Source organism: Providencia sp., from assembly GCF_040396775.1.
In the GTDB taxonomy this organism is placed as follows: domain Bacteria; phylum Pseudomonadota; class Gammaproteobacteria; order Enterobacterales; family Enterobacteriaceae; genus Providencia.
This window is the reverse complement of the sequence record NZ_JBEBNT010000001.1, coordinates 249,298-269,747: the sequence shown is the minus strand read 5'-3', so window position 1 is coordinate 269,747 and position 20,450 is coordinate 249,298. Positions and strand designations below refer to the sequence as shown.

Genomic DNA, 20,450 nt, shown 5'->3' with positions numbered 1-20,450 from the left:
TTTATGAATCCATTGAGTGGTAGCCATTAGGGTTATTTGTCTGCCAGCGCCAAGCATCATTGGCCATATCTTGAACACTGCGTGTTGCTTGCCACTGTAACTTTCTTTGTGCTTTCTCTGGTGTTGACCAATATTCAGCGATATCGCCTGCGCGACGAGGTTTAAATTCAAACGCAATAGGGTGCCCGCATGCAATTTCAAATGCCTTAAGCATTTCCAGCACACTGGTACCTTTTCCCGCCCCTAAATTAAAGACATGTAGCCCTGCTTGGTGAGAAACCGCTTTTAGTGCCGCAAGGTGCCCATCCGCTAAATCCATCACGTGGATATAATCGCGAACACCCGTTCCATCGATTGTTGGGTAGTCATTACCAAAGATAGACAGAATTTTTCTTTTACCAACAGCGACTTGGGCAATAAATGGCATTAGGTTATTGGGTACCCCAAGTGGGTCTTCGCCCATTGTGCCGGAAGGATGGGCGCCCACTGGGTTAAAGTAACGTAATAAGGTTGCAGACCAGCGGTTATCCGATGCTGATAAATCAGTGAGTATACGCTCGACCATATACTTACTCGTGCCATAAGGGCTGGATGTTGCGCCTGTTGGGAAGGTTTCATCAATAGGAACTTGAGCTGGTTCACCGTATACCGTTGCGGAGGAGCTAAAAAGGATACTAAAAACGCCCGCGTTTTTCATCGCATCAAGCAGTACGAGCGTTCCATTGACATTGGTTTCATAGTATTTAATCGGCTCAACAACCGACTCAGCTACTGATTTTAAACCTGCAAAATGGATTACAGATTGGATGTTGTGACTATTAAAAATACACTTCAATAAACGCTCATCGCGAATATCGCCTTGGTAGAAAACGGGTCGAATTCCTGTTAATGCCTCAATGCGGTTAAGCACTTCAATGTTAGCATTAATCAAGCTATCGATAATTACGGGGCGATAACCCGCAAGACTAAGTTGGACACACGTATGACTGCCGATATAGCCCATGCCACCTGTTACAAGTATTTCTGGCTTGTCCATTTGCTTCCTCGATTTTCAAATTAAACTTAGGTGATATTATAATTTGAACGTATCAATTACCATGATCGTGATCTCTTTTTGAGTTTTAAATTAAAGTGAAGTGAGTCGTAATAAAAAAGCTGATTAGCAAAGTAAAAGGGGGGGTAACTTACAGGTGTATGTGATAGGCAGTTTGAGGTTAGCACAGGATATTAATGTGGATGAAAATAAGTGCATTACATTTTCACCTAAAATGATAGATATACTCCTAGCGTTAATAAACGGATTTTATCCCAGCCTATTAATGGAGACGTCTTAAGGTAAAATTAACTGCCAATCTTGCTTAGCCATTATTTTTCCATTGATTTGTAATTGTATTTGCTGCTTTCCTGCATAGTATTGCCGAGTGGTAATGGATTTAACCGCATGTTTCTTTTCTAGGGTAAGGGTTTCATGGGCACCTAGTGTCATAGTGCGTAGTTTAAATACTTTAGGGGTGGTTTTCCCATTTGCTTTCATAAAGTCAATAATATAATCGATCACCAAATTTTGCGGTTTGTCACTGTGTGAACGTATGCAAAGGTTAAGCGTTAAATATTCTCCCAGTGTAATATTTGGAGTGGCATTAAACTGCTCAATAGAAACCTTTGCTTCATGCTCTACACCTATGAGTGCTAAGGCGTTGGGATCTCCTTTTTTAATTAACGTTCTTAGCGCTTGCTTGATAACCCATGTGATATGTTGCTATTTTTGCAGTGTATCCGCTTGTTGTTTCCACTCAGCGAGTAATTGTGTCACATAGTTAGGGTGATCTTTTGAAATATCATTAAGATGATTCGCCACGCTTTTACGCACATAGAGTTCACCATCAAATTTAAGGGCATCCAAAATAGGTCGAGTTGCGATAGGGTTCAGGATAAATGCCTGTAATTGTTCTCCCCAAGGTAGACGAGGGCGAGTGCCTTCTGATGAAAAACGGCGTACATGCACATTCTCATCACTGGCGCACTTAGCTAAAAATACCATAGTTTCATCAGGATATTGTTTGATAAAAGGGCGAATGGCCCACTCTGATGTAAAATAGGTGGTAAGCAATTTTAGGGCATCTAATGAGATTTGGCGGTGGGCTAAGCCTTGGGATTGAATAAATTCGGCGAGTGGCCAAACGGAAAATCCTTGTAACTTATTTTGTTTTAGCACTGAAACAATAATTTTAAGTGCAGCAGGGTAATCAGCTGGCAGTTCTTTTATGAGCACATCTCGGATAGCACAAACACGCGCTTTCATTTCGAGTTGAGGAAAATCAAGCGTTAAATTATACAATGCGTTAGCGCTAAATTCTGGATATTCAGGGCGAATGAGTTCAGCAAGTTGCTGCAACAGTGTTTCATTAAAAAGATGCTTAAATGCCTTTTCGTTTTGCTCTTCAGCTGCACTCGTCATGTTTATTCCTTTATCGCTATTTTAAGTCGTTATATTGCCTGAAATTATCTTGGCGGAATATGCCATTTTTGTGCTGTGGATGAAAAAAAACTTGTAATAGACCAGTTGGTCTACTACAGTAATACCATGAACAAACACACTGAACACGATACGCGTGAACATCTTTTAGCCACGGGTGAGCGCCTTTGTCTGCATCTCGGTTTTACGGGGATGGGGCTTAGCGAGCTGTTAAAAACCGCACAAGTGCCTAAAGGGTCGTTTTACCATTATTTCCGCTCCAAAGAGGCGTTTGGTGTTGCGATGTTAGAGCGTTATTACGCTGACTACTTGCAACGGCTAACAACGCACTTCGAACAAGGGGTGGGGAATTATGGTGACCGCTTTTTAGCGTATTATGGCGAAATGCTGCAACAGGTTTGTCAAATGAGCCATATTAATGGTTGCCTCACGGTAAAATTATCCGCTGAAGTGTGTGATTTATCTGAAGATATGAACAAAGCGATGGATGAGGGTGTTCGGCAAATTATTGGGTTGCTTGCTGATACCTTAGAAAAAGGCCGGCAAGAAAAATCACTTCATTTTACTGGCTCTCCCTTATCAAACGCACAAGTTTATTATGCACTATGGTTAGGGGCAAATTTACAATCGAAAATTACACGCAGTATAGTTCCATTGGAAAACGCTTTGGAACATGTCAAAACCATACTGCAAACACAAGCGCCAAATATGTAATTGGCGTTTTTATTTACCGAGTTAATAGTCGACTGGTCTAATACGGAGTCGTTATGTCGCAAAAAAAATTATTTACCCCGCTAAAAGTAGGTGCCTTCACCGCTAAGAATAGAGTCTTTATGGCGCCATTAACTCGTTTACGTAGTATTGAACCTGGTGATGTTCCTACGTCATTAATGGGTGAATATTATCGTCAACGTACGAGTGCTGGGCTTATCATCTCTGAAGCGACACAAATTTCAGCACAAGCCAAAGGCTATGCTGGGGCTCCAGGGTTACATAGTCCTGAGCAAATTGCCGCATGGAAACAGATCACCGCGGGAGTACATGATGCCGGTGGGCATATTGCTGTCCAATTGTGGCACACTGGGCGGATCTCCCATGAAACCTTACAGCCTGAGCATCAAGCGCCCGTTGCTCCTTCAGCCTTGAATGCGAATACACGAACATCGCTGCGTGATGAGCATGGGAAAGCAGTTCGAGTGGAAACCGCCACTCCAAGAGCATTGGAATTGCACGAGATCCCGCAAATTGTTGATGATTTTCGCCAAGCGGTAGAAAACGCACGCCAAGCTGGGTTTGATATGGTGGAATTGCATGGCGCTCATGGGTATTTATTGCACCAATTCTTATCGCCAGATGCGAACCATCGTGATGACCAATATGGTGGTGGCATTGAAAATCGTGCCCGTTTTCTGCTAGAAGTGATTGATGCGGTCTGTGAACAATGGGCTCCCGAGCGTATTGGTATTCGTTTATCACCTATTGGTAGTTTCCAAAATACAGGGAATGGCCCTGATGAAGAAGCGGATGCATTGTATGTTATTGACGCGTTAAACCAACGAGGCATCGGTTATTTACACCTCTCTGAGCCTGATTGGGCTGGTGGAGAGCCTTATACCGAAGCATTTCGCCAGAAAGTTCGCCAATGTTTTGATGGTGTGATTATTGGTGCAGGTGCTTATACTCCTGAAAAAGCAGAAAACTTAATTGAAAAAGGATTGATTGATGCAGTGGCTTTTGGCCGTGACTTTATTGCTAACCCTGATTTAGTCGCCCGCTTGCAACAAGATGCGTCACTGAATCCTCAGCGACCTGAATCATTTTATGGTGGTGGTGCAGAAGGTTACACTGACTACCCCTTCATGAAGTAGCAATATAATTGAAATAGGCACAAACAATAGATTAGCATTAAAACTGTTCGTGCCTATTCTGTAATGTATATATGACAATTTAAAGGTTTTAACTGTTTTTTGTAATCTATACGTTACCAGTGAAGCCTGAGTGTACGCCAAACACTTTCCCTTAGCGCAGCGGGTACACCATGGTGTTCTGCCAGCTCTCGCCATGTTGAAACTACCGCAATTGTCTCATCAATAATCTTTTGCGCTTTATTACGGCGAAGGTGAGTAATTTGTTCGGTAATTGATAACAAATCATCATGAGTAAAATTATCGCGCTTACCCGCTAAGGATAATTGGTGCGACTGTACCCATTCTGAGTCTTTTTTATAACTCCATGCAAGGTCATAAGCAGGCGCTAATTGCCACTCATATTGGTCATTTACCATAAAGGACCAATTTTTGGTGTGGTCATCATGGTTACGGGCGATGATGTTAAATACCATTCGGCGATAAATTTGCTCTTGCTCTTTATTCGACAAACCCAATTGCCGCGCGGTTAACAGCAATTCTTCGTAACTGAATGCGCCAGGTTTGCGAAAATCAGCATGAGCCAAGCCGCATAAACTTAATACGTGATATTTTAAATTACCCACACGATCAAAGCGTTTGGTCATAAAATGGGCGCGACCACTTTGCGATTCCCTTAATAACTCGCATTCGGACATTTCAATACCCACTTGCGTGGCCATCAGGTAATAAACATACTCCATGACCCCAAACCCTTTTGGGTCACCAAAGGTTTCTTTATTGCTTTGGTGTTCGACCACGCCATCAAATTTAAGTAAGTAATGTTCAAAACCTTCAGGGACGGTGACTTGGCCTGAACGTATTTCTGTGCGGTCTTTATTGACGGCGACTACGGCTTTAGCCCGTGCGCCACCTGCGGAAGTACCGATTTGCAGCAGTTTAGACATCGAGGATTCTTCGCTATCAGTTAAGTGCAAATCATCTCGCGCATCCAACACTTTTTGGGCGATATTCACCAATTCTTCAATCAAGATAGGAGTATCTTCTTCAGCATTTGGATAATTTGTCGGTTGGTACTCAAGTGCACCCATACCTCGAGTTCCGGTATAGAGTAATCGGTCTAGGGCTAAAAATTGTGATTTGTCTTTACCTTGGCGTGCAAGCCACGCATTGATTAAGGCATTTCCAAAATCATCAGGTAATGAATCTGCAAATACGGCAGGTAAGCCACGATAGGTATCAACTGGCAAACTGCGAAATGTATAGGTTTGTGAACTTAACGGTAAGTGAAGTGGGGATAGGCTGAAACCGTCTTTTTGCCATTCTTTAGTGTATTCAAACGTCGCAAATCCGCTATCATCGGTGTAGGCCAAATAGCCAGTAGGGATATTATCAAAAAAGACAGTGCAAGATTTGGCTATCATATTGAACCTTTATTTTTCCGGTTAGCTAACATTTCTTTGACGGAAAGTTTAGTCTGTATTTGGTTACGTCTAACATTTTGTTGTTTAACGATTTCTGAAGGGCGCAAAGACGGTGGGGGCACTAAGGTATCGAACCCTTCCAGTAAATTGAGTTCGCGTAATACACTAATAAAAGTGCCAAGGCTGCAAGTTCCTTTCTGTATCCGTGCATAAGTCGGCCGGCTAATACCTAAATTTTCAACGAGTTCTTCCTGTGATAGGCCTCTTGATTGTCTATAATATTCAAGGCGGTTATAAAGTTCTTGTGTGATTGCTAAGTCCGACATTGCCATTGAAATTTTCATAGGAACCTCAATCTGTAATGTATATATTACAATTTAGCGATTATTTGATTATTTTGCAATGTATACGTTGCAATAATAAATTAAATTCAACGCTAGATGAGCCCAGGTTGATGAATAGGACAATTCACTCTTTTCTTTTACTGAGTAAACCCCGTACAGTAAATGCACATTTATTCTCATTGAGTCATTTATGAAACGCATTCTTTCATTAATTACCGCAGGCCTTATCTCACTCTGTAGCATGACAAGTGCATTTGCAGGCGACCCAGGGCCTTACCGTTTAGTATTTCTCGATATATCTCAAGCTCCATATAATGATGGGCAAAAGTTATTGATTGAACTGCGCGAAATGAACGAACTTCCTGACGAGCAAAATCATCGCTGTTTTATCTGTGACGCTAATGATGACAGCTATTCTGTTGAGGTACTGTATGTTTATTCTGCACCCGTTGGGCTATTAACAGAAGACCTCCGCAAAGCAGTGGAGGGAGATAAGCAAGCAAAAAACCGTATGCAAACAGTCTTAACTGAGTTTCATGATAAGCAAGGTGAGGGGGTTGATGGCTTATTGTTATATGAGCATGTAGCAGGCAAAGTGAATATCTATACGATGGATAAAAAAATTGGGTCTAAACTGGGAGTTGAAAGCAAAACGGTGAAAAACCGCTTACTGCACTCCAGCTTAGATAGCCTATTAGAAAAAGCTGCAAATAAAATTGATAGGCCTGTTTGATTAACAACGCCCCTTGATACTAAGAGATTTCAAATTGCGTTAAGGCGGTTGAAAACTTCTCAATCAGGCGCTTAAAATCGTCAATCTCATCATCACACCATTGATTAAACATTTGTTGATAAAACTGGTAGCGGGTTTGGTCAATTTTAGCGGTCATTTTTTTTCCCTGAGGGCTTATCAGGGCATTATTAATACGCTTATCTTGGCTATCTTGCTGGCGGATGACCAGTTGTAGTGCCACTAATTTCCCCACTTGACGGCTGACTGTGGTGTAATCCCGCCCAACCATATTGGCTAGCTCAACAATGCCTACGGGACCAAACTTGTCTATGCCAATTAGCAACGGAAACAATGCTTTATCTAAATTAATGCCAGCGGCTTTAATGAGAATGTCATCACGATTAGGGTCATTAAATTGGAAAACGATCCGCAGCAATACGCTATGGAGTTCATCGATTTGCTGTAAATTAGGTGTATTTTGCATGTTATTTCTTGGTGTTTAATTTATCTTCATTTAATATGTGTATTATACACTTATATGAAAGGAAAAAAAATGAAAGCAGCTGTTGTGAAAAATAAAGGGGAAACTCCCGTTTATGATGATATTAATGCGCCTATCGAACAAGAAGGGCACTTCCTCATTAACGTTGAAGCGAGTGCATTAAGCCAGCTGGCAAGAGTACGTGCGGCGGGAACACATTATAGTTCCCCTAAACAATACCCATTTATTGCGGGGATTGATGGCGTAGGGCGGCTCGAAAATGGGCAACGTGTTTATTTTTTATTACCGGATGCGCCATGGGGCGGAATGTCAGAACAAACGTTGGTGCCAATAACACATTGCATTAGTGTACCTGAGGATCTCGATGTGGCACTGGCGGCGGCAATTGCCAACCCCGGTTTTTCATCTTGGGCTGCATTAACTCGCCAAGCAAAAATTCAAGTAGGGGATACCGTTTTAATTAACGGCGCCACGGGGACATCGGGCACGCTTGCCGTCCCCATTGCGAAACACCTTGGGGCATCAAAGGTGATCGTCACGGGGCGTAATCTTGAAAAACTTGAACAGTTACGCCAACAAGGTGCTGATGAAGCCATTCCGCTGGATAAACTTACAGACGAATTACCTCGCTTATTTAATGAAGGCATTGATATTATTCTTGATTATTTATGGGGGGAAAGTGCAACGGCCATCCTTAATGGTGCGATAAATGTGGAAAGTGACCCGATCCGCTTTGTGCAAATAGGGTCAATTAGTGGTGATGCTATCCAATTAAGCAGCAAAGTATTACGCTCTTCGAGCCTTACATTAATCGGCAGTGGATTAGGTAGTGTTTCCCTTGAGGATTTAGTGACTTGCGTTGGGGAACTATTGTTCGCTACCGCAGAAAAAGGGTTTAACTTGCCTTATCAAACAGTTCCATTAAGCCAGTTAGCACATGTATGGCACGATGATAACAGCGACAAACGTACTGTGTTTTTGGTTTGTTAAATTCTCATGAAGGATAATAGCGGAGGAAATTCTCCACTATTAATTACTCGAATAAATACTAAGCCGAAATAATCCTAAATAGATTATCTCGGCTTAGCTTTATTTCAAAATAGGGTGTTGGTGAACAATGTCATTTACTTTTGATTTAGTGCTGGATAATAAACTGCTTAAAATTTCTTTATCTTCTGTTTTAATGCCCGCCAACAATTCATTAATCCATGCTTGATGCTGAGTTTTCATTTCATAAAATAAGTCTAAGCCTGTCTGGGTTATTTTAATAATACTCGCGCGGCGATCATCAGGGTCAGGGAGGCGAATAATTAAGCCATCTTTCTCAAGTCGTGTTGCAAGCCCTGTAATGTTGCCCGCGGTGACGATAATCAACTCAGAAAGTAGCCCCATACGGATCCCCTCAGGGTTACGTTCCAATTGAGAAAGAATATCAAACCGAGATAATGAGCTATTAAAATTATTGCGCATGCGTAGTTGTAATTCGGATTCAATAATTTTTACTGTGGACAGTAAATATAGCCATAGTCTGATATTTTTTTTGTTTTCATCCATCGTTTTTTACTCTCGGTAATACGCAGGTTAATTGCAGAGCTTATTATTTAGCCGTTTTTCTATTGTGCTAATAATAACGTCATTATTAATTTAATATTAGGTTAATAATATCACGTATATCATTAATAAATGAAGAATAAAACCTGAGAGGTATTTTTACGAGACTCAACAGAGGTGGTTAGCAGGATAGAAATAACAAACTGCTAACCAAGAATCACATCAAAAATGTGTAATAAATGGTAATAAAATCAATCCTGTAAGATAAATTCCAATACCAAATGCGCTGTGCGACAACAAACTCATTAAACGGGCTTTATTCGGATTGGGTGTTTTGCTTGCAGCAATACCAGCTCCCATACAGGGTTGCATAAAGAAATAGGGAGCCACGACCGTGACAATTCCCCATATTAAAGCAGGCAAAAATGTCGGTGCGAGAAACCAGCTGTTACCATAAATGAAGATAAAAATAAAAGCAAAAACAATACCAATGGCATAGTGGACAACCCAACCTAATGCATTTTCTGCGGGGATTTTATCGCTTTGAGCAACCGATGGTTTATGCATAAATTGCCCATGAGCCATATGGCCCACCCAGCGGCCAACCATTGAAAAGTTTAATGTATGCTGACCACAAAATTTAAGAAATAGCGCCCAGAGGTCCATCACGATGGTTGCGCCTACGCCAAGCAAGATAATTAAAAATAATGTTGATAACGTCATTTCGCCCCTTTAGTGTTAAGTTACACGCAATTATTGGGTAATTAATACACGTTAATATAGCTAAAATAATGTAAAGCAAAGATGCAATCGTGCTTTCGGTTTTTTAGATAAGCACATAGATAAATTGTGCAAAGCCCTATAGTTAGGTGAATATACTTAATAATATCAATGGGTTTCTTTTTTTTTCATATTTGAATATACCTAATTCCTTACCTATACTTAACTCTTATTGCCAATTTTGTGCTTTCTTAGTTTATGATATTTATATGATAGGAAGAGAAATGAAAAAAACGATTCTTTTATTCGGTATGTTGAGTACCTCAGTTTTATTCGTATCGGGTTGCAGCTCTAGCAATGATGTCTGGGGAAAATTTTCGAATATATTAGATGGCGCGATGCCATTTGTTAAAGAATCGGAAGATTGGGAAGATTATAGTGTTAAAACAACTCAAAAGGGTGTTTTTTATGCAAAGTCAACCACATCAGATCAGCAATTTGTCAGTAAAAAAATGAATGATGAGTATGCTGATGCAGTTAATCGTGTTGCTAGTCCATTTGCATTGAACTCCAAGACAAAGCAAGAATTAGCGGATTCAAACCAAGGTTACCAATTTAAATATAATGAGGTCATGGCTGTAAAAGATAAGCAGTCATCTAAGGTTATTGGCTATTGTGTGAATTATGACTCAGACAGAGTGATTAATGGTAAAGTTGCCGAAGTTAAGGATGAAGACAAAATAAGAAAAGATTTTATTTATGTCGCGAGAGATAGGCCTATATCCATTGCCACTGTAACGGAAGAATTTACAAAAACAATGTGTGGAAAAGATTTTTATAAAAAATATAAAGGTTAACTTTTATCAGCTACAGGGTTAAATAGAAAGAATAGGGCCAATAAATCAACCTTATTCTTATTTTATTAGAATTGGTAAAGTAAACCTAACCCCAATACATTATCAGTATTGATGCCATAATCACGGGTGAAACTATTGTTATTAAGCAAATTGATTTTATAATCAATTACCGCGGACATATTGTTATTAAAATCATAAGCTGCACCAACAGCAATATATTTAACTAGATCTTGATTACCATTTGAACCTAAGTTTTTACCTTTAGATTGATTGTAACCAATGGAGGGCGTGAGGCCAAAATCAAAAGAATATAGCGCAACAACTTCTAAGTTTTCTGTTTTATTCGCAATCGACTCATCATCGGAACCAAATCTTGTGGTATTTAAAGCTTGGCCGTACATTGCAGCTAAATAAAACTCATCAAGCTCCAATTTACTGCCAATATTCCATGCTTCAGCACGTTTACCAGTTGCGCCAGTCGCAATATTATTTTGACCCGATGTACGTTTCGAATTTGAATACCCCCCTCCAAACGTGACGCCATAACCTAATTCATACGCCGCTGAGAAACCATAACCATCACCATTGTTACTCATAACATCATCACTGGAAGATAAGTTTTGGTCACCATTTTTGCCTTGATATTGAAGCGCGAAGCTTAACCCTTCGATGTAACCAAAGCCATTATTATTTCTGTAAGTCAGTAGGTTACGGTTACGGCTGGTCATGAACGTATCTTCTTGATCCATCGTATCCGCGCCCCATAAAGGCAGAACATCAGTCCATGCATTGGTATCATAAATAACACCATAATTACGACCATAATCAAGGGAGCCAAAATCCCCCAATTTTAGCCCAGCATAGGCCAAACGGTTTTGGTTATTGTTAGCGTTTTCAGACTCATTCGTCGCTGTTTCCCACTCAAAACGGCCAAAACCAATAAGCTGATCTGTAATTTGCGTATCACCTTTTAGCCCTAAACGAACTCTTGAATCATCACCATCTTCACCACTTTTAGACTTAGCAATATGATGACGGACATCAATTTGCCCATAAACATCCATTTTGTTGCCTTGATGGTTATAAACTTCAGCACTGTAAGCTGTTCCTGTCACGATTAACATCGTGCTATATATCGCTAACTTATTGAGTTGCATCGGAAGTCTTCCTTAAGTTTATTTATTTGGAATACATTATTAGTACTTATAACAAGTAACTGCTGGGTATTATCAACCATAAAAAATACTTTAAGCAATTCTTAATAAGTAAGAAAAGATGTCATTTAGGCAGATATAGAGCAGAACATACTATTATTTTCTTATTAATAAGTACGTTATCGCAAAAAAAAGAGAATAATATTTTTTAGGATAAATAAATTATTCAGGATGGTTTTAATATCGCGATCGGTATCCCAAAAATAGTAATTATTACTTAGTCTAAATTTAAGTATTCTCATAATGGATAACGCTATGATTTTTGCGAAAAACCAGTTTTCATCTCGATGAATAGATAAGTGGAAAAGGGATGCCCTGGTGTAGGCATTATTTCCACGGTGAAATGGAAATTCACTGTCTGCACAGCATTAAGCCAATCCAGTATGGTGTCAGAGTAATGGTTAGATATCGCACACATCATCAACATGATGCGACTTTATTAATGGCTTAATTTAGGTGCTTATTATGTCAACGAAATTATCGTATTGGGCATTATCCTTAATGTTTGCTAGTTCGTCGTTATTTGCTGAAGCACAGTTTGCATGGGTAGGAACTTATAGCCCAAATGGGGAGGGTGTTTATCGTTTTGATATCAACGGTCAAACTGGGCAATTAACCAACAAAACACTCGCCGCTCCTCTGATCAATGCTGCGCAGTTGGTACTCTCTAAAAATGGTCATGTGCTATATGCTGGCAGTGAAACTGAAAAAGGCACTATTCACGCTTGGCGGGTCAAAGATACGGGTGAACTTGAGGTTATTAATGATGTGCCTTCAGGCGGCGATGGCCCAGTCTACTTGTCATTAACACCGGATGAACGCTTTTTATTAGTGGCAAATTACCATAGTGGTTCGGTTGCGGTTTTACCTATACGCGAGGATGGCGGGTTAAATATCGCGAGTGAAATGATACAAAATCAAGGCCCTGCGGGTGCACCACGACCAGAAGCCGCCGTAGCGACCATAATGGTCCTCATGCACACATGATAGGAACTGACCCATCTGGAAAATTTGTGTTTGTTACCGATCTTGGCTTAGACCGTATTTATCAATATAAATTTGATGATAAAAACGGAAAACTCATACCGAATAATCCACCGTTTATTATGTCATCCTCAAAAGGCTCTGGGCCACGTCATTTTGTTTTTTCAAAAGGAGGGAATAATGTGTGGCTAGTCAACGAAGAAGCGTCAACACTCACTCAGTACCACTTTGACAAGCAAAAAGGGACATTAAAAGAAGGGCACTCAACTTCAACATTACCTAAAAACTATAAAGGAACCAGTTTTATTTCAGGCATTGTTGAAAGCAAAGATGGCAAGCAACTATATGCTGCGAACCGATTGCATAATTCAATTGCTCATTTTAATGTTAATGCCGATGGTACTTTGGGGGATGCAGTATACACATGGACTCGCGGTGATTATCCAAGAACATTAACACTTTCGCCAGATGGCCAATATCTATATGCATTAAATCAGCGTAGTGACAATATCACACGTTTTAAGATTGCCCCAAATACAGGTGAGTTAACCTTTGTCGATGAATATGTGGCAGTAGGAGCACCATCACAAATGGTTATCGGAAATAAGTAATTGAGAAAGACGGTATGTGAGAAACATACCGTCTTATTTTAAACCGTCTTACTCAATTTTTTGATAAATATCGGGTCTAGCAATTTCCCAAACAAAATTTTCGCGGTTTATCGGGGTATATCCTATTTTTTCATATAGCCAAGGTGCTGTTGATGTCACCAACATGGTTCGTCGCAGGCGTTTCATTAGGGGGTGAGAATGACAGCATTCCATTAACCAGCGTCCAAGTTTCTCACCTTGGTATTCCTCTAGGATATAAACATCACATAAATAACCAAATGTCGCCCAATCAGTAACAATACGAGCAAAACCAATTTGCTTATCATCGTGAAAAAGGGCAAAAGAAAGGCTGTGAGATATACTTTGAGCGACCGTTTCTAGGTCAATTCCTTTTGCCCAAGTTGAACGGGTTAGATACTGGTGAATAGCGGATAAATCAAAATCTTCTGGATCTGTTGTAATTCGATAATTCAGTCGGCTCCATTGATAAATATTTTTCATTTTTCACCCAATATGCTTAAGCGATAAAGAAGAAAATATACACTAATGATGATAGTATCTGTTTGTTCTTAAATGCGTATGACTTATTCAGGAAATTAAATACTATGACTGAACCTAAAATTCGCTTACTCGAATTGGCTGATGCACAAGATTTTCGAGATATTCGGTTGTCAGCACTGAAAGAGTCACCAGAGATGTTTGGCTCTACTTATGCATGCGAAGAAAAACTATCTATTGAAGTGTTTGAAGCACGATTGCGTGATGCAATGGTATTTGGTGCATACATAGATAAAGAAATTGTCGGTCTTTCAGTCCTTAAACAGGATGGAGGCCCCAAAGATGCACACAAAGCATATTTATCAGGGGTATTTGTGGCTCCTGAACAGCGAGGCCATGGAATCGCTGAAAAATTATTATTGGCGGTGAAGCGTTACGCAAATGAACATATGGAACAAATTATGTTGACTGTGGTTGATGGAAATAAAGCTGCTATTAGCCTCTATGAGAAACATGGTTTCAAGATATATGGGGTTGAGCCTCGAGCATTGAAAGAGGGCACTGAATATCGGGATGAAATTCTGATGGCGTTAATCCTTCGTTAACGCCCAATGCCTCGGAAGTTATCTTAGAGTAGCCTTAGAAATTGCTTATGAATAGTTTCTAAGGGAGCAAAGCCCACTCGTAGCGAGCAATCTCAACACCGTAATAGACATTCGTTCCAGCAATCAGTAAGTATGTATTCCCAGTCAGCAAAGCCAGGGGTTAATATTAACGCAACTTTTTTCATAAAGTGTTAACCTTATCTCCAGCATCATCAAGATAGATTTCTACTCGTTCTTTTCCTTTGCCAATATTCACTCTTTTTAATCGAATAGTACCAATCTCAGCTGTCGATCTAACGTGTGTACCGCCACAAGGGACTTTAGAAAATCCTTCGATTTTCCAGTATCTACGTTCATTAGGTTCATCATCAAACCCTGTCTGAATTTGATGATCTTCAAGTATAATTTCATTGGCCTTTGTTGCTAAATCAGGAAGGATATTTGTGATACTTTCTGGCCAGAAAAAATCAATTCGAGACTTGTCTTGGCTAATATGCGCACCAATTTTTGTGATGTCCCCGTACGTTTTATAAAATAGTTCAAGCACAAGCTCTGCCGCAAAATGAAGACGCATAAGACGTTGACGTCTTTCACCATTAATCAGCACATCTACCGATTGCCCAACTTCTAGCTGATGGCCTTCTGGTAGTGTATAGGTAATACTTAATGCTGTTTTTTTAGCCGCAATCACAGGGTAACCACCTATAGAGCCTTCATCACTTTCTTGCCCGCCAGAAAAAGCGAAGAAAATTGTTGAATTTAATTCAATGTCATTGCCAACGACATTTTTAACTTGTGTGGTATGTGATGTTGCATAGGGATCTAGCCAAAATGATTTAATTGTCATCGTATTACTCTTGCTTCTTTGAGGAAAGGGCATTGAACATGATTCAGACCCATGAATACAAATAGGTAACGAAAAACTAAGCTAATTCAATGTAATGAATCTCAAGAAAATTGTCTAGAATTTGAACTCAGTATCGCACTAACAACACTACCATTATTTTTGACTGGCTTTCCCCAGAGGCGTTTAGCGACTCTCTTGCAACGAGAGATAAGACATTATCATCTTCATCATTTCTTTTTTTATAACCGGTGACATCAGTTCATTCCGACGAGAGGCTGAATGGACAATGCCTTCCAACGCATCTGCAAGAATACGTGCTGCGACTAAGTAGTCAGTTTTAGTATCATTTGAAGGAGCCGCCGCTCGGATGATAACTTCATAGCGACGATGATACTCACGCTCAAAAGTTTCATAAAACTCCCTTGGAGCAAGCGGAACTTCATGGATCAGAACGCGATGCAGATTTTGGTTAGTCGAATGAAGTGCAATAAGTCCATCAATTAACTGACCAATATGTTGTTCGAGAGAAACCGTTTCTTCTTGTTCTTTGATATCAGGAAGCACGCGTAGTATTTCATCAAGATGCCGTTTTCGAATAGCTTCGGCAATCGCCAAGTTATTTGGAAAATATTGGTACAGCGATCCGATACTGACACCTGCGGTACGTACTACCTCATTAGTTGTAAAATTAGCCCAGCCTTTATGAGCTAAAACGCGAGCACCGGCTTCGACGATGATTTCCACCGTGACCTGCGAACGCTGTTGTTTAGGGGATTTGCGCATCACGCGATGGCCTGTAGGAATGCGAGTAGCCATATACGACCTCTATTATTAATATAAGCAAATGCTCATATTTTGGATTTTACCAGAAAGAGCAAACTTATTCTTATGGAGTGTCCGTCATGTTTACAAGTTCAACCAATAATCGCGAAGTTAAACTCATACGCCATATACAAGGGGAAATTCACCCCGAAGATTTTACCATTATGGAAACGCCCATTCCTGCGCCCAAACCTCATGAAGTCATCATCCGCAATCGTTGGTTCCGTGTATCCATATCAACACGGTTGATGGCACAGGAAGATGCGAAGGCTGCTGAAGGAATTCCATTCCCACCGCTTAATCTTGGAGATACTTTGGCGGATGGCGCGATCGGAGAAGTTATTCAGGCTGGAGCGGGCAGCGGCCTATCTGTTGGTAGCCTTGTCATGCATCCGTTTGGTTGGCGGAAATATGCAGTGGTTCACGAGCAAGACTGCAAGCTCATCAACTGCCGTGAACCTGATCCCGCAGCTTATCTCGGTCATGGCTGGACGGCCTATGCAGCATTGACCCGAGGTGTGCAGGTGAAAAAAGGCGATACTGTATTCGTTTCCAGTGGAGCAGGAGCCATAGGCTCGATGGCAGGGCAAATAGCAAGGATCCTCGGTGTGACACGAGTGGTTGGTAGTACGAGTAGTTTCAACAAAGCCAGATGGATGCAAGAGGAGCTGGGCTACGATGCCGTCATCACTCGTGATGGTGGCCCAATAATAGAACAATTATCGAAAGCTGCACCTGAAGGTATTGATGTCATCGTAGACATGGTGGGTGGTGAACAGCTATCAGCTGCCATCCAGCTGGCTAATAATGGTGCCCGTGGCGTTTTGCTTGGGGCGCTCACCGCTGAGTTGAACGCAGAAAAGGCGTCTTTGCAAGCACCAGTTACTTTGGATAGTTTTCAACTCATTTTCAAAGACATGGCATTACGTGGTTTTAGTGCGGATCATTCGCCCGATGCGTTTGAATTTTGGTTGCAGGATCTGAAGAGATGGAAGCGTGAAGGGCGCATTCATCTTCCAACCGTCACCTTCAAGGGAATAGAAAATTCAATTTTTGCCTTACAAGAAGCCTGTGCTGGCCGTCTTAAAGGCGTGGTCCTCGTTGAGCTATAAGGCTGAAGCCATCCATTTTTTTTCACATTGGAGTTAATATGATTAACACATATCATCGCGTAGGAAACGGCCCGCATCCCATCCTAGTACTTCACGGCTGGTTCGGTGATGCACACTCGTTCGAACAAATTGAACCTTGGTTGAATGGAGATGCATTCAGTTATGTGTTCATGGATTATCGCGGATACGGGGGGATGAAAGAAATATGCGGAGCCTACACCATCGATGAGATTGCCTCCGATGCATTAAAACTTGCTGATGCTCTCGGCTTTTACGATTTTAGCTTGATTGGCCACTCGATGGGAGGGATGGTGATTGAGCGGATTGCAATACTCGCACCTAATCGAGTGCGTGCACTCGTAGCTGTTGCTCCCGTTCCTTGTGGTGGTATTTCGTACGATATTCCAACGCGCCGCTTACTTGAAGATGCCGCAGAACAACTGGACAATCGAAAAACCATTATAGACCGTAGTACTGGTAGTCGATTACCTGCATCTTGGGTCGAATGGAAAGCGGCGTATTCGATATCACATTCCTCTTTGGAAGCATTTTCTGCATATTTTCATTCGTGGGCTGATACTGATTTCAGCGATGAGATTATTGGTTTACATCCGGTAAAAGTACTCGTGGGTGAGCACGACCCAACATTCAATGCAGAATTAATGACGAGAACCTATCTTCGACGTTATCCCCATGCAACTGTTGATATTATCGAAAATGCTGGCCATTATCCGATGAACGAGACTCCACTTTCGCTTGTTGGGGCTATTGAGTGTTTTCTCAAAAATCAATAGATTAGTTCGAGATGGTCTTTCTTGCTATTTTAGGTTTAAAACAAGATGAAAATAAATGCCCTAATATAGGTTTAAAAATAATAGGTTAGGGCATTTGATGGGAAGAAGGTTTGCTTTTGAGATAAATATGGACAAAATTAGTTTTTAGCCCAAGCTCTAAATGGATGTACGAATAGTGTATGGTTGTGAATTTGATTTCCTTCACATCGCAGATGCACTATTTGGGACATTATTAGATGCAGTATTATGTAGCTGGGTTATTGAGTTCAATACCATTTTATCTATTAACGCCGTGAATTATGCCATGGGTCATCAGAATCTGAGCCAGCATTATCAATCGAATTATTTTCTATCATATCCAGGTAGAGCAATTCAACTTCAGCTCTTGCCCAAGGCGTTCGACGAAGAAACTTTAAGCTCGATTTAATACTTGGATCTTTATTAAAGCAATTTATTTTTATCGTGCGCCCAAGTTGGCTCCAACCGTATCTATCAACCAATGCAATAACTTGCATTTCTAGTGTAATGCCATGTAGAGGGTCTTTCGATTTAGATTCATTCATACGGTATATCCGAAGCAGAGGCTAGGTTATCATTGTTGGCGCATATAAATAAGCTGAACACGAAACTAAGTCAATAGGGAGCTCACAATACCTGAGCCACTGTAGCCGATTATTAATGCAATATTCTATTTAACATAATATGCATTATGCGAACCAAAGTGTGAAATGAAGAAATCCAGCGTTCTGGCTGGTTAATCGTGTTGGTTCTTTTGAGCTTCGATATGCGCCTTTATCTTCACATAAAGTTATTGGCCAGCACTTGACGCCAAACAAAAATATGGCGGTGCATTACCTCTATAATTATCAGCTTATTTACTCATATAGATGTGGTCACATGGTTAACAAACTAAATCTTAACTGGCCTGAATTTTTAGAAAAATACTGGCAGAAAAAACCCGTTGTATTGAAAAATGCATTTCCTGATTTTGCGGACCCTATCACGCCAGATGAACTGGCCGGCTTGGCGATGGAGCCGGAAGTTGACAGCCGCCTAGTTAGCTTCATTGATAATAAATGGGAAGCGAGTCATGGCCCGTTTGAGGATTACAGCGAATTAGGGGAAAAAGGATGGTCACTGCTGGTACAGGCCGTCAACCATTGGCATGTTCCTGCCGCTGAACTGGTGAAACCATTCCGTGTGCTGCCTGAGTGGCGTCTTGATGACTTGATGATCTCCTATTCGGTACCCGGTGGTGGCGTTGGACCGCATATTGATAACTATGATGTTTTCATCATCCAAGGAATGGGACATCGGCGCTGGCGTGTGGGTGATGCCCTCCCGATGCGTCAGTTCTGTTCACATCCAGCATTATTACATGTCGATCCGTTTGAGCCGATTATTGATGTGGAAATGGCTCCCGGAGATATTCTGTATATTCCGCCCGGATTTCCTCATGATGGTTTCACCTTCGAAGATACCATGAATTATTCTGTTGGCTTTCGCGGACCAACTGGACGTGACCTGCTGAGTAGTTTTGCAGACTATGCACTGGAACAGGATTTGGGGGGAGTAAATTATGGCGACCCCGACCTGACCGTGCGTGAAAATGCAGGAACTATGGAAACTTATGAGGTTGAACGTCTACGCGCCATGATGATTGAAATGGTCAATAAACCCGGTGATTTTGAGCAGTGGTTAGGCCGTTTTGCAACCACCCCACGCCATGAGCTGGATATTGCTCCTCCAGAACCACCGTATCAGCCTGAAGAAGTATTGGGCGCGCTGAATGCAGGTGAAAAGCTAATACGGCTGAATGGATTACGCGTCTTGCGTGTCGGAGATGACTTCTTCGTTAATACAGAAAGTTGGATTACTACAGAAGTGAAAGGCGCAGATACATTATGCCAGTTTACCGAAGTTGGAAAGAATGAACTTGGTGAAGCACTGAAAAATCCTGATTTTGTTGTGGAATTAACCGAGTTTATCAATCAGGGATATTGGTATTTCGAAGAATAAGTCATATCCGCCTGACAAGATAAAACACCTGCTGTCGGGTGTTTTATCTCAACGCTCCGCTTTTGAATAACGTTAAAGAACCTCGATTAAACGGTGTGATGCTTCCCTGCTCCGTTTTTTAGTCATTACCCCAGCTATTCAAAAATTCAGCTATGTCATCAATATATTTTTTGTTGATACCTGCTTCTTTTGCCATTTCTTTTTGCATCTCTTCACTAATTTCTTCGTTATCAGACAAACGGGTAAGCAATAACTGAAAATAGTGAGCCAGAGGGTCGAATTCCTCTTCAGTGACTGGAATTGCGGATTCCAGTGAATATTCTTCCACCATGTCATAATATTTAAATGGTATATAATGAGCCATTAAAAACCTCTGAAGTTAACCTGTACGTCCGTATCTTATTGTTAGCCATATCTTACATGAGGAGTGGCACAAACTAAACACGATGCCGCAGATATGCTGATGTTAGCC

23 protein-coding genes and 1 pseudogene are annotated in these 20,450 nt (G+C 41.0%); 10 read left to right on the top strand and 14 right to left on the bottom strand.

Annotated elements, in window-relative coordinates; all coding sequences use genetic code 11:
* Position 1: 1 nt before the first annotated feature.
* From galE to ABWP91_RS01270, 3 genes are all read right to left on the bottom strand, one after another.
* Positions 2–1,036: a UDP-glucose 4-epimerase GalE gene (gene galE, locus ABWP91_RS01280; protein WP_353241648.1), complete on the bottom strand. Its 1,035-nt coding sequence runs from the start codon at positions 1,034–1,036 to the stop codon at positions 2–4.
* Between the two features lie 294 nt (positions 1,037–1,330).
* A complete protein-coding gene (locus tag ABWP91_RS01275; protein WP_502935779.1) occupies positions 1,331–1,654 on the bottom strand; it encodes a YhaZ family DNA alkylation repair protein in 324 nt (107 codons plus the stop codon).
* Positions 1,655–1,759: 105 nt separating this feature from the next.
* Positions 1,760–2,458 (bottom strand): hypothetical protein, encoded by a 699-nt coding sequence (locus ABWP91_RS01270; protein WP_353241646.1) that lies wholly within the window; start codon positions 2,456–2,458, stop codon positions 1,760–1,762.
* 126 nt (positions 2,459–2,584) lie between these two features.
* Here ABWP91_RS01270 and ABWP91_RS01265 point away from each other — a divergent pair, with 126 nt between their 5' ends.
* Both ABWP91_RS01265 and ABWP91_RS01260 read left to right on the top strand, forming a co-directional pair.
* The gene (locus ABWP91_RS01265; protein WP_353241645.1) at positions 2,585–3,190 is read left to right on the top strand and encodes a TetR/AcrR family transcriptional regulator; all 606 of its coding nucleotides are present in this window, start codon (positions 2,585–2,587) and stop codon (positions 3,188–3,190) included.
* Positions 3,191–3,243: 53 nt separating this feature from the next.
* Complete coding sequence (locus ABWP91_RS01260) at positions 3,244–4,344, top strand: alkene reductase (RefSeq protein ID WP_353241644.1); 1,101 nt, start codon at positions 3,244–3,246, stop codon at positions 4,342–4,344.
* 113 nt (positions 4,345–4,457) lie between these two features.
* Here the strand turns inward: ABWP91_RS01260 and ABWP91_RS01255 are convergent, their stop codons facing one another.
* Together ABWP91_RS01255 and ABWP91_RS01250 are read right to left on the bottom strand one after the other, a co-directional pair.
* On the bottom strand, positions 4,458–5,765 hold the full coding sequence (locus ABWP91_RS01255) for a type II toxin-antitoxin system HipA family toxin (RefSeq protein ID WP_353241643.1): 1,308 nt from the start codon (positions 5,763–5,765) through the stop codon (positions 4,458–4,460).
* On the bottom strand, positions 5,762–6,109 hold the full coding sequence (locus tag ABWP91_RS01250) for a helix-turn-helix domain-containing protein (RefSeq protein ID WP_219247923.1): 348 nt from the start codon (positions 6,107–6,109) through the stop codon (positions 5,762–5,764). The genes ABWP91_RS01255 and ABWP91_RS01250 overlap by 4 nt, the downstream gene beginning before the upstream one ends.
* Before the next feature lie 190 nt (positions 6,110–6,299).
* On the opposite strand from ABWP91_RS01250, the gene ABWP91_RS01245 reads away from it, so the two are divergent.
* Positions 6,300–6,842 carry a hypothetical protein gene (locus ABWP91_RS01245; protein ID WP_353241642.1) on the top strand — a complete coding sequence of 181 codons (543 nt, stop codon included), beginning with the start codon at positions 6,300–6,302 and terminating at the stop codon, positions 6,840–6,842.
* Positions 6,843–6,861: 19 nt separating this feature from the next.
* Here the strand turns inward: ABWP91_RS01245 and ABWP91_RS01240 are convergent, their stop codons facing one another.
* Entirely contained in the window at positions 6,862–7,326 is a 465-nt protein-coding gene (locus tag ABWP91_RS01240; protein ID WP_353241641.1) for a MarR family winged helix-turn-helix transcriptional regulator, read from the bottom strand.
* Between the two features lie 69 nt (positions 7,327–7,395).
* On the opposite strand from ABWP91_RS01240, the gene ABWP91_RS01235 reads away from it, so the two are divergent.
* Positions 7,396–8,334, top strand: coding sequence for a quinone oxidoreductase family protein (locus ABWP91_RS01235; RefSeq protein WP_353241640.1), 939 nt, complete (start codon positions 7,396–7,398; stop codon positions 8,332–8,334).
* Positions 8,335–8,433: 99 nt separating this feature from the next.
* On the opposite strand, the gene ABWP91_RS01230 is transcribed toward ABWP91_RS01235, so the two are convergent.
* Positions 8,434–8,898: a MarR family winged helix-turn-helix transcriptional regulator gene (locus ABWP91_RS01230; protein WP_353241639.1), complete on the bottom strand. Its 465-nt coding sequence runs from the start codon at positions 8,896–8,898 to the stop codon at positions 8,434–8,436.
* A 219-nt stretch (positions 8,899–9,117) separates the two neighbouring features.
* The gene (locus ABWP91_RS01225; RefSeq protein WP_353241638.1) at positions 9,118–9,618 is read right to left on the bottom strand and encodes a DUF2938 domain-containing protein; all 501 of its coding nucleotides are present in this window, start codon (positions 9,616–9,618) and stop codon (positions 9,118–9,120) included.
* 281 nt (positions 9,619–9,899) lie between these two features.
* Here ABWP91_RS01225 and ABWP91_RS01220 point away from each other — a divergent pair, with 281 nt between their 5' ends.
* On the top strand, positions 9,900–10,472 hold the full coding sequence (locus ABWP91_RS01220; RefSeq protein ID WP_353241637.1) for a hypothetical protein: 573 nt from the start codon (positions 9,900–9,902) through the stop codon (positions 10,470–10,472).
* Between the two features lie 65 nt (positions 10,473–10,537).
* Here the strand turns inward: ABWP91_RS01220 and ABWP91_RS01215 are convergent, their stop codons facing one another.
* Positions 10,538–11,629 (bottom strand): porin, encoded by a 1,092-nt coding sequence (locus tag ABWP91_RS01215; protein WP_353241636.1) that lies wholly within the window; start codon positions 11,627–11,629, stop codon positions 10,538–10,540.
* A gap of 522 nt (positions 11,630–12,151) precedes the next feature.
* On the opposite strand from ABWP91_RS01215, the pseudogene ABWP91_RS01210 reads away from it, so the two are divergent.
* A pseudogene (locus ABWP91_RS01210) lies at positions 12,152–13,281 on the top strand (lactonase family protein).
* Between the two features lie 48 nt (positions 13,282–13,329).
* Here ABWP91_RS01210 and ABWP91_RS01205 read toward each other — a convergent pair.
* A complete protein-coding gene (locus ABWP91_RS01205) occupies positions 13,330–13,782 on the bottom strand; it encodes a GNAT family N-acetyltransferase (RefSeq protein WP_353241635.1) in 453 nt (150 codons plus the stop codon).
* Between the two features lie 104 nt (positions 13,783–13,886).
* Between ABWP91_RS01205 and ABWP91_RS01200 the strand changes: the two genes are divergently transcribed.
* Positions 13,887–14,384, top strand: coding sequence for a GNAT family N-acetyltransferase (locus ABWP91_RS01200; protein WP_353241634.1), 498 nt, complete (start codon positions 13,887–13,889; stop codon positions 14,382–14,384).
* 181 nt (positions 14,385–14,565) lie between these two features.
* On the opposite strand, the gene ABWP91_RS01195 is transcribed toward ABWP91_RS01200, so the two are convergent.
* On the bottom strand, positions 14,566–15,231 hold the full coding sequence (locus tag ABWP91_RS01195) for an alanyl-tRNA editing protein (protein WP_353241633.1): 666 nt from the start codon (positions 15,229–15,231) through the stop codon (positions 14,566–14,568).
* Between the two features lie 183 nt (positions 15,232–15,414).
* On the bottom strand, positions 15,415–16,047 hold the full coding sequence (locus tag ABWP91_RS01190) for a TetR/AcrR family transcriptional regulator (protein ID WP_353241632.1): 633 nt from the start codon (positions 16,045–16,047) through the stop codon (positions 15,415–15,417).
* An 86-nt stretch (positions 16,048–16,133) separates the two neighbouring features.
* Here ABWP91_RS01190 and ABWP91_RS01185 point away from each other — a divergent pair, with 86 nt between their 5' ends.
* Positions 16,134–17,165, top strand: coding sequence for an MDR family NADP-dependent oxidoreductase (locus ABWP91_RS01185; RefSeq protein WP_353241631.1), 1,032 nt, complete (start codon positions 16,134–16,136; stop codon positions 17,163–17,165).
* 38 nt (positions 17,166–17,203) lie between these two features.
* Complete coding sequence (locus ABWP91_RS01180) at positions 17,204–17,959, top strand: alpha/beta fold hydrolase (protein WP_353241630.1); 756 nt, start codon at positions 17,204–17,206, stop codon at positions 17,957–17,959.
* A 284-nt stretch (positions 17,960–18,243) separates the two neighbouring features.
* Here the strand turns inward: ABWP91_RS01180 and ABWP91_RS01175 are convergent, their stop codons facing one another.
* Positions 18,244–18,522, bottom strand: a complete 279-nt coding sequence (locus ABWP91_RS01175; protein ID WP_353241629.1) for a VF530 family protein — start codon at positions 18,520–18,522, stop codon at positions 18,244–18,246.
* Between the two features lie 334 nt (positions 18,523–18,856).
* Here ABWP91_RS01175 and ABWP91_RS01170 point away from each other — a divergent pair, with 334 nt between their 5' ends.
* Positions 18,857–19,978: a ribosomal protein uL16 3-hydroxylase gene (locus tag ABWP91_RS01170; RefSeq protein WP_353241628.1), complete on the top strand. Its 1,122-nt coding sequence runs from the start codon at positions 18,857–18,859 to the stop codon at positions 19,976–19,978.
* Positions 19,979–20,096: 118 nt separating this feature from the next.
* Here ABWP91_RS01170 and ABWP91_RS01165 read toward each other — a convergent pair whose 3' ends face one another.
* The gene (locus tag ABWP91_RS01165; protein ID WP_353241627.1) at positions 20,097–20,342 is read right to left on the bottom strand and encodes a DUF2543 family protein; all 246 of its coding nucleotides are present in this window, start codon (positions 20,340–20,342) and stop codon (positions 20,097–20,099) included.
* Positions 20,343–20,450: the final 108 nt, after the last annotated feature.

Bases quoted from the DNA above. Each gene is read 5' to 3' on its own strand.
- galE (WP_353241648.1), bottom strand. From the start codon at position 1,036: ATGGACAAGCCAGAAATACTTGTAACAGGTGGCATGGGCTATATCGGC.
- ABWP91_RS01270 (WP_353241646.1), bottom strand. From the start codon at position 2,458: ATGACGAGTGCAGCTGAAGAGCAAAACGAAAAGGCATTTAAGCATCTT.
- ABWP91_RS01265 (WP_353241645.1), top strand. From the start codon at position 2,585: ATGAACAAACACACTGAACACGATACGCGTGAACATCTTTTAGCCACG.
- ABWP91_RS01260 (WP_353241644.1), top strand. From the start codon at position 3,244: ATGTCGCAAAAAAAATTATTTACCCCGCTAAAAGTAGGTGCCTTCACC.
- ABWP91_RS01255 (WP_353241643.1), bottom strand. From the start codon at position 5,765: ATGATAGCCAAATCTTGCACTGTCTTTTTTGATAATATCCCTACTGGC.
- ABWP91_RS01250 (WP_219247923.1), bottom strand. From the start codon at position 6,109: ATGAAAATTTCAATGGCAATGTCGGACTTAGCAATCACACAAGAACTT.
- ABWP91_RS01245 (WP_353241642.1), top strand. From the start codon at position 6,300: ATGAAACGCATTCTTTCATTAATTACCGCAGGCCTTATCTCACTCTGT.
- ABWP91_RS01240 (WP_353241641.1), bottom strand. From the start codon at position 7,326: ATGCAAAATACACCTAATTTACAGCAAATCGATGAACTCCATAGCGTA.
- ABWP91_RS01235 (WP_353241640.1), top strand. From the start codon at position 7,396: ATGAAAGCAGCTGTTGTGAAAAATAAAGGGGAAACTCCCGTTTATGAT.
- ABWP91_RS01230 (WP_353241639.1), bottom strand. From the start codon at position 8,898: ATGGATGAAAACAAAAAAAATATCAGACTATGGCTATATTTACTGTCC.
- ABWP91_RS01225 (WP_353241638.1), bottom strand. From the start codon at position 9,618: ATGACGTTATCAACATTATTTTTAATTATCTTGCTTGGCGTAGGCGCA.
- ABWP91_RS01220 (WP_353241637.1), top strand. From the start codon at position 9,900: ATGAAAAAAACGATTCTTTTATTCGGTATGTTGAGTACCTCAGTTTTA.
- ABWP91_RS01215 (WP_353241636.1), bottom strand. From the start codon at position 11,629: ATGCAACTCAATAAGTTAGCGATATATAGCACGATGTTAATCGTGACA.
- ABWP91_RS01205 (WP_353241635.1), bottom strand. From the start codon at position 13,782: ATGAAAAATATTTATCAATGGAGCCGACTGAATTATCGAATTACAACA.
- ABWP91_RS01200 (WP_353241634.1), top strand. From the start codon at position 13,887: ATGACTGAACCTAAAATTCGCTTACTCGAATTGGCTGATGCACAAGAT.
- ABWP91_RS01195 (WP_353241633.1), bottom strand. From the start codon at position 15,231: ATGACAATTAAATCATTTTGGCTAGATCCCTATGCAACATCACATACC.
- ABWP91_RS01190 (WP_353241632.1), bottom strand. From the start codon at position 16,047: ATGGCTACTCGCATTCCTACAGGCCATCGCGTGATGCGCAAATCCCCT.
- ABWP91_RS01185 (WP_353241631.1), top strand. From the start codon at position 16,134: ATGTTTACAAGTTCAACCAATAATCGCGAAGTTAAACTCATACGCCAT.
- ABWP91_RS01180 (WP_353241630.1), top strand. From the start codon at position 17,204: ATGATTAACACATATCATCGCGTAGGAAACGGCCCGCATCCCATCCTA.
- ABWP91_RS01175 (WP_353241629.1), bottom strand. From the start codon at position 18,522: ATGAATGAATCTAAATCGAAAGACCCTCTACATGGCATTACACTAGAA.
- ABWP91_RS01170 (WP_353241628.1), top strand. From the start codon at position 18,857: ATGGTTAACAAACTAAATCTTAACTGGCCTGAATTTTTAGAAAAATAC.
- ABWP91_RS01165 (WP_353241627.1), bottom strand. From the start codon at position 20,342: ATGGCTCATTATATACCATTTAAATATTATGACATGGTGGAAGAATAT.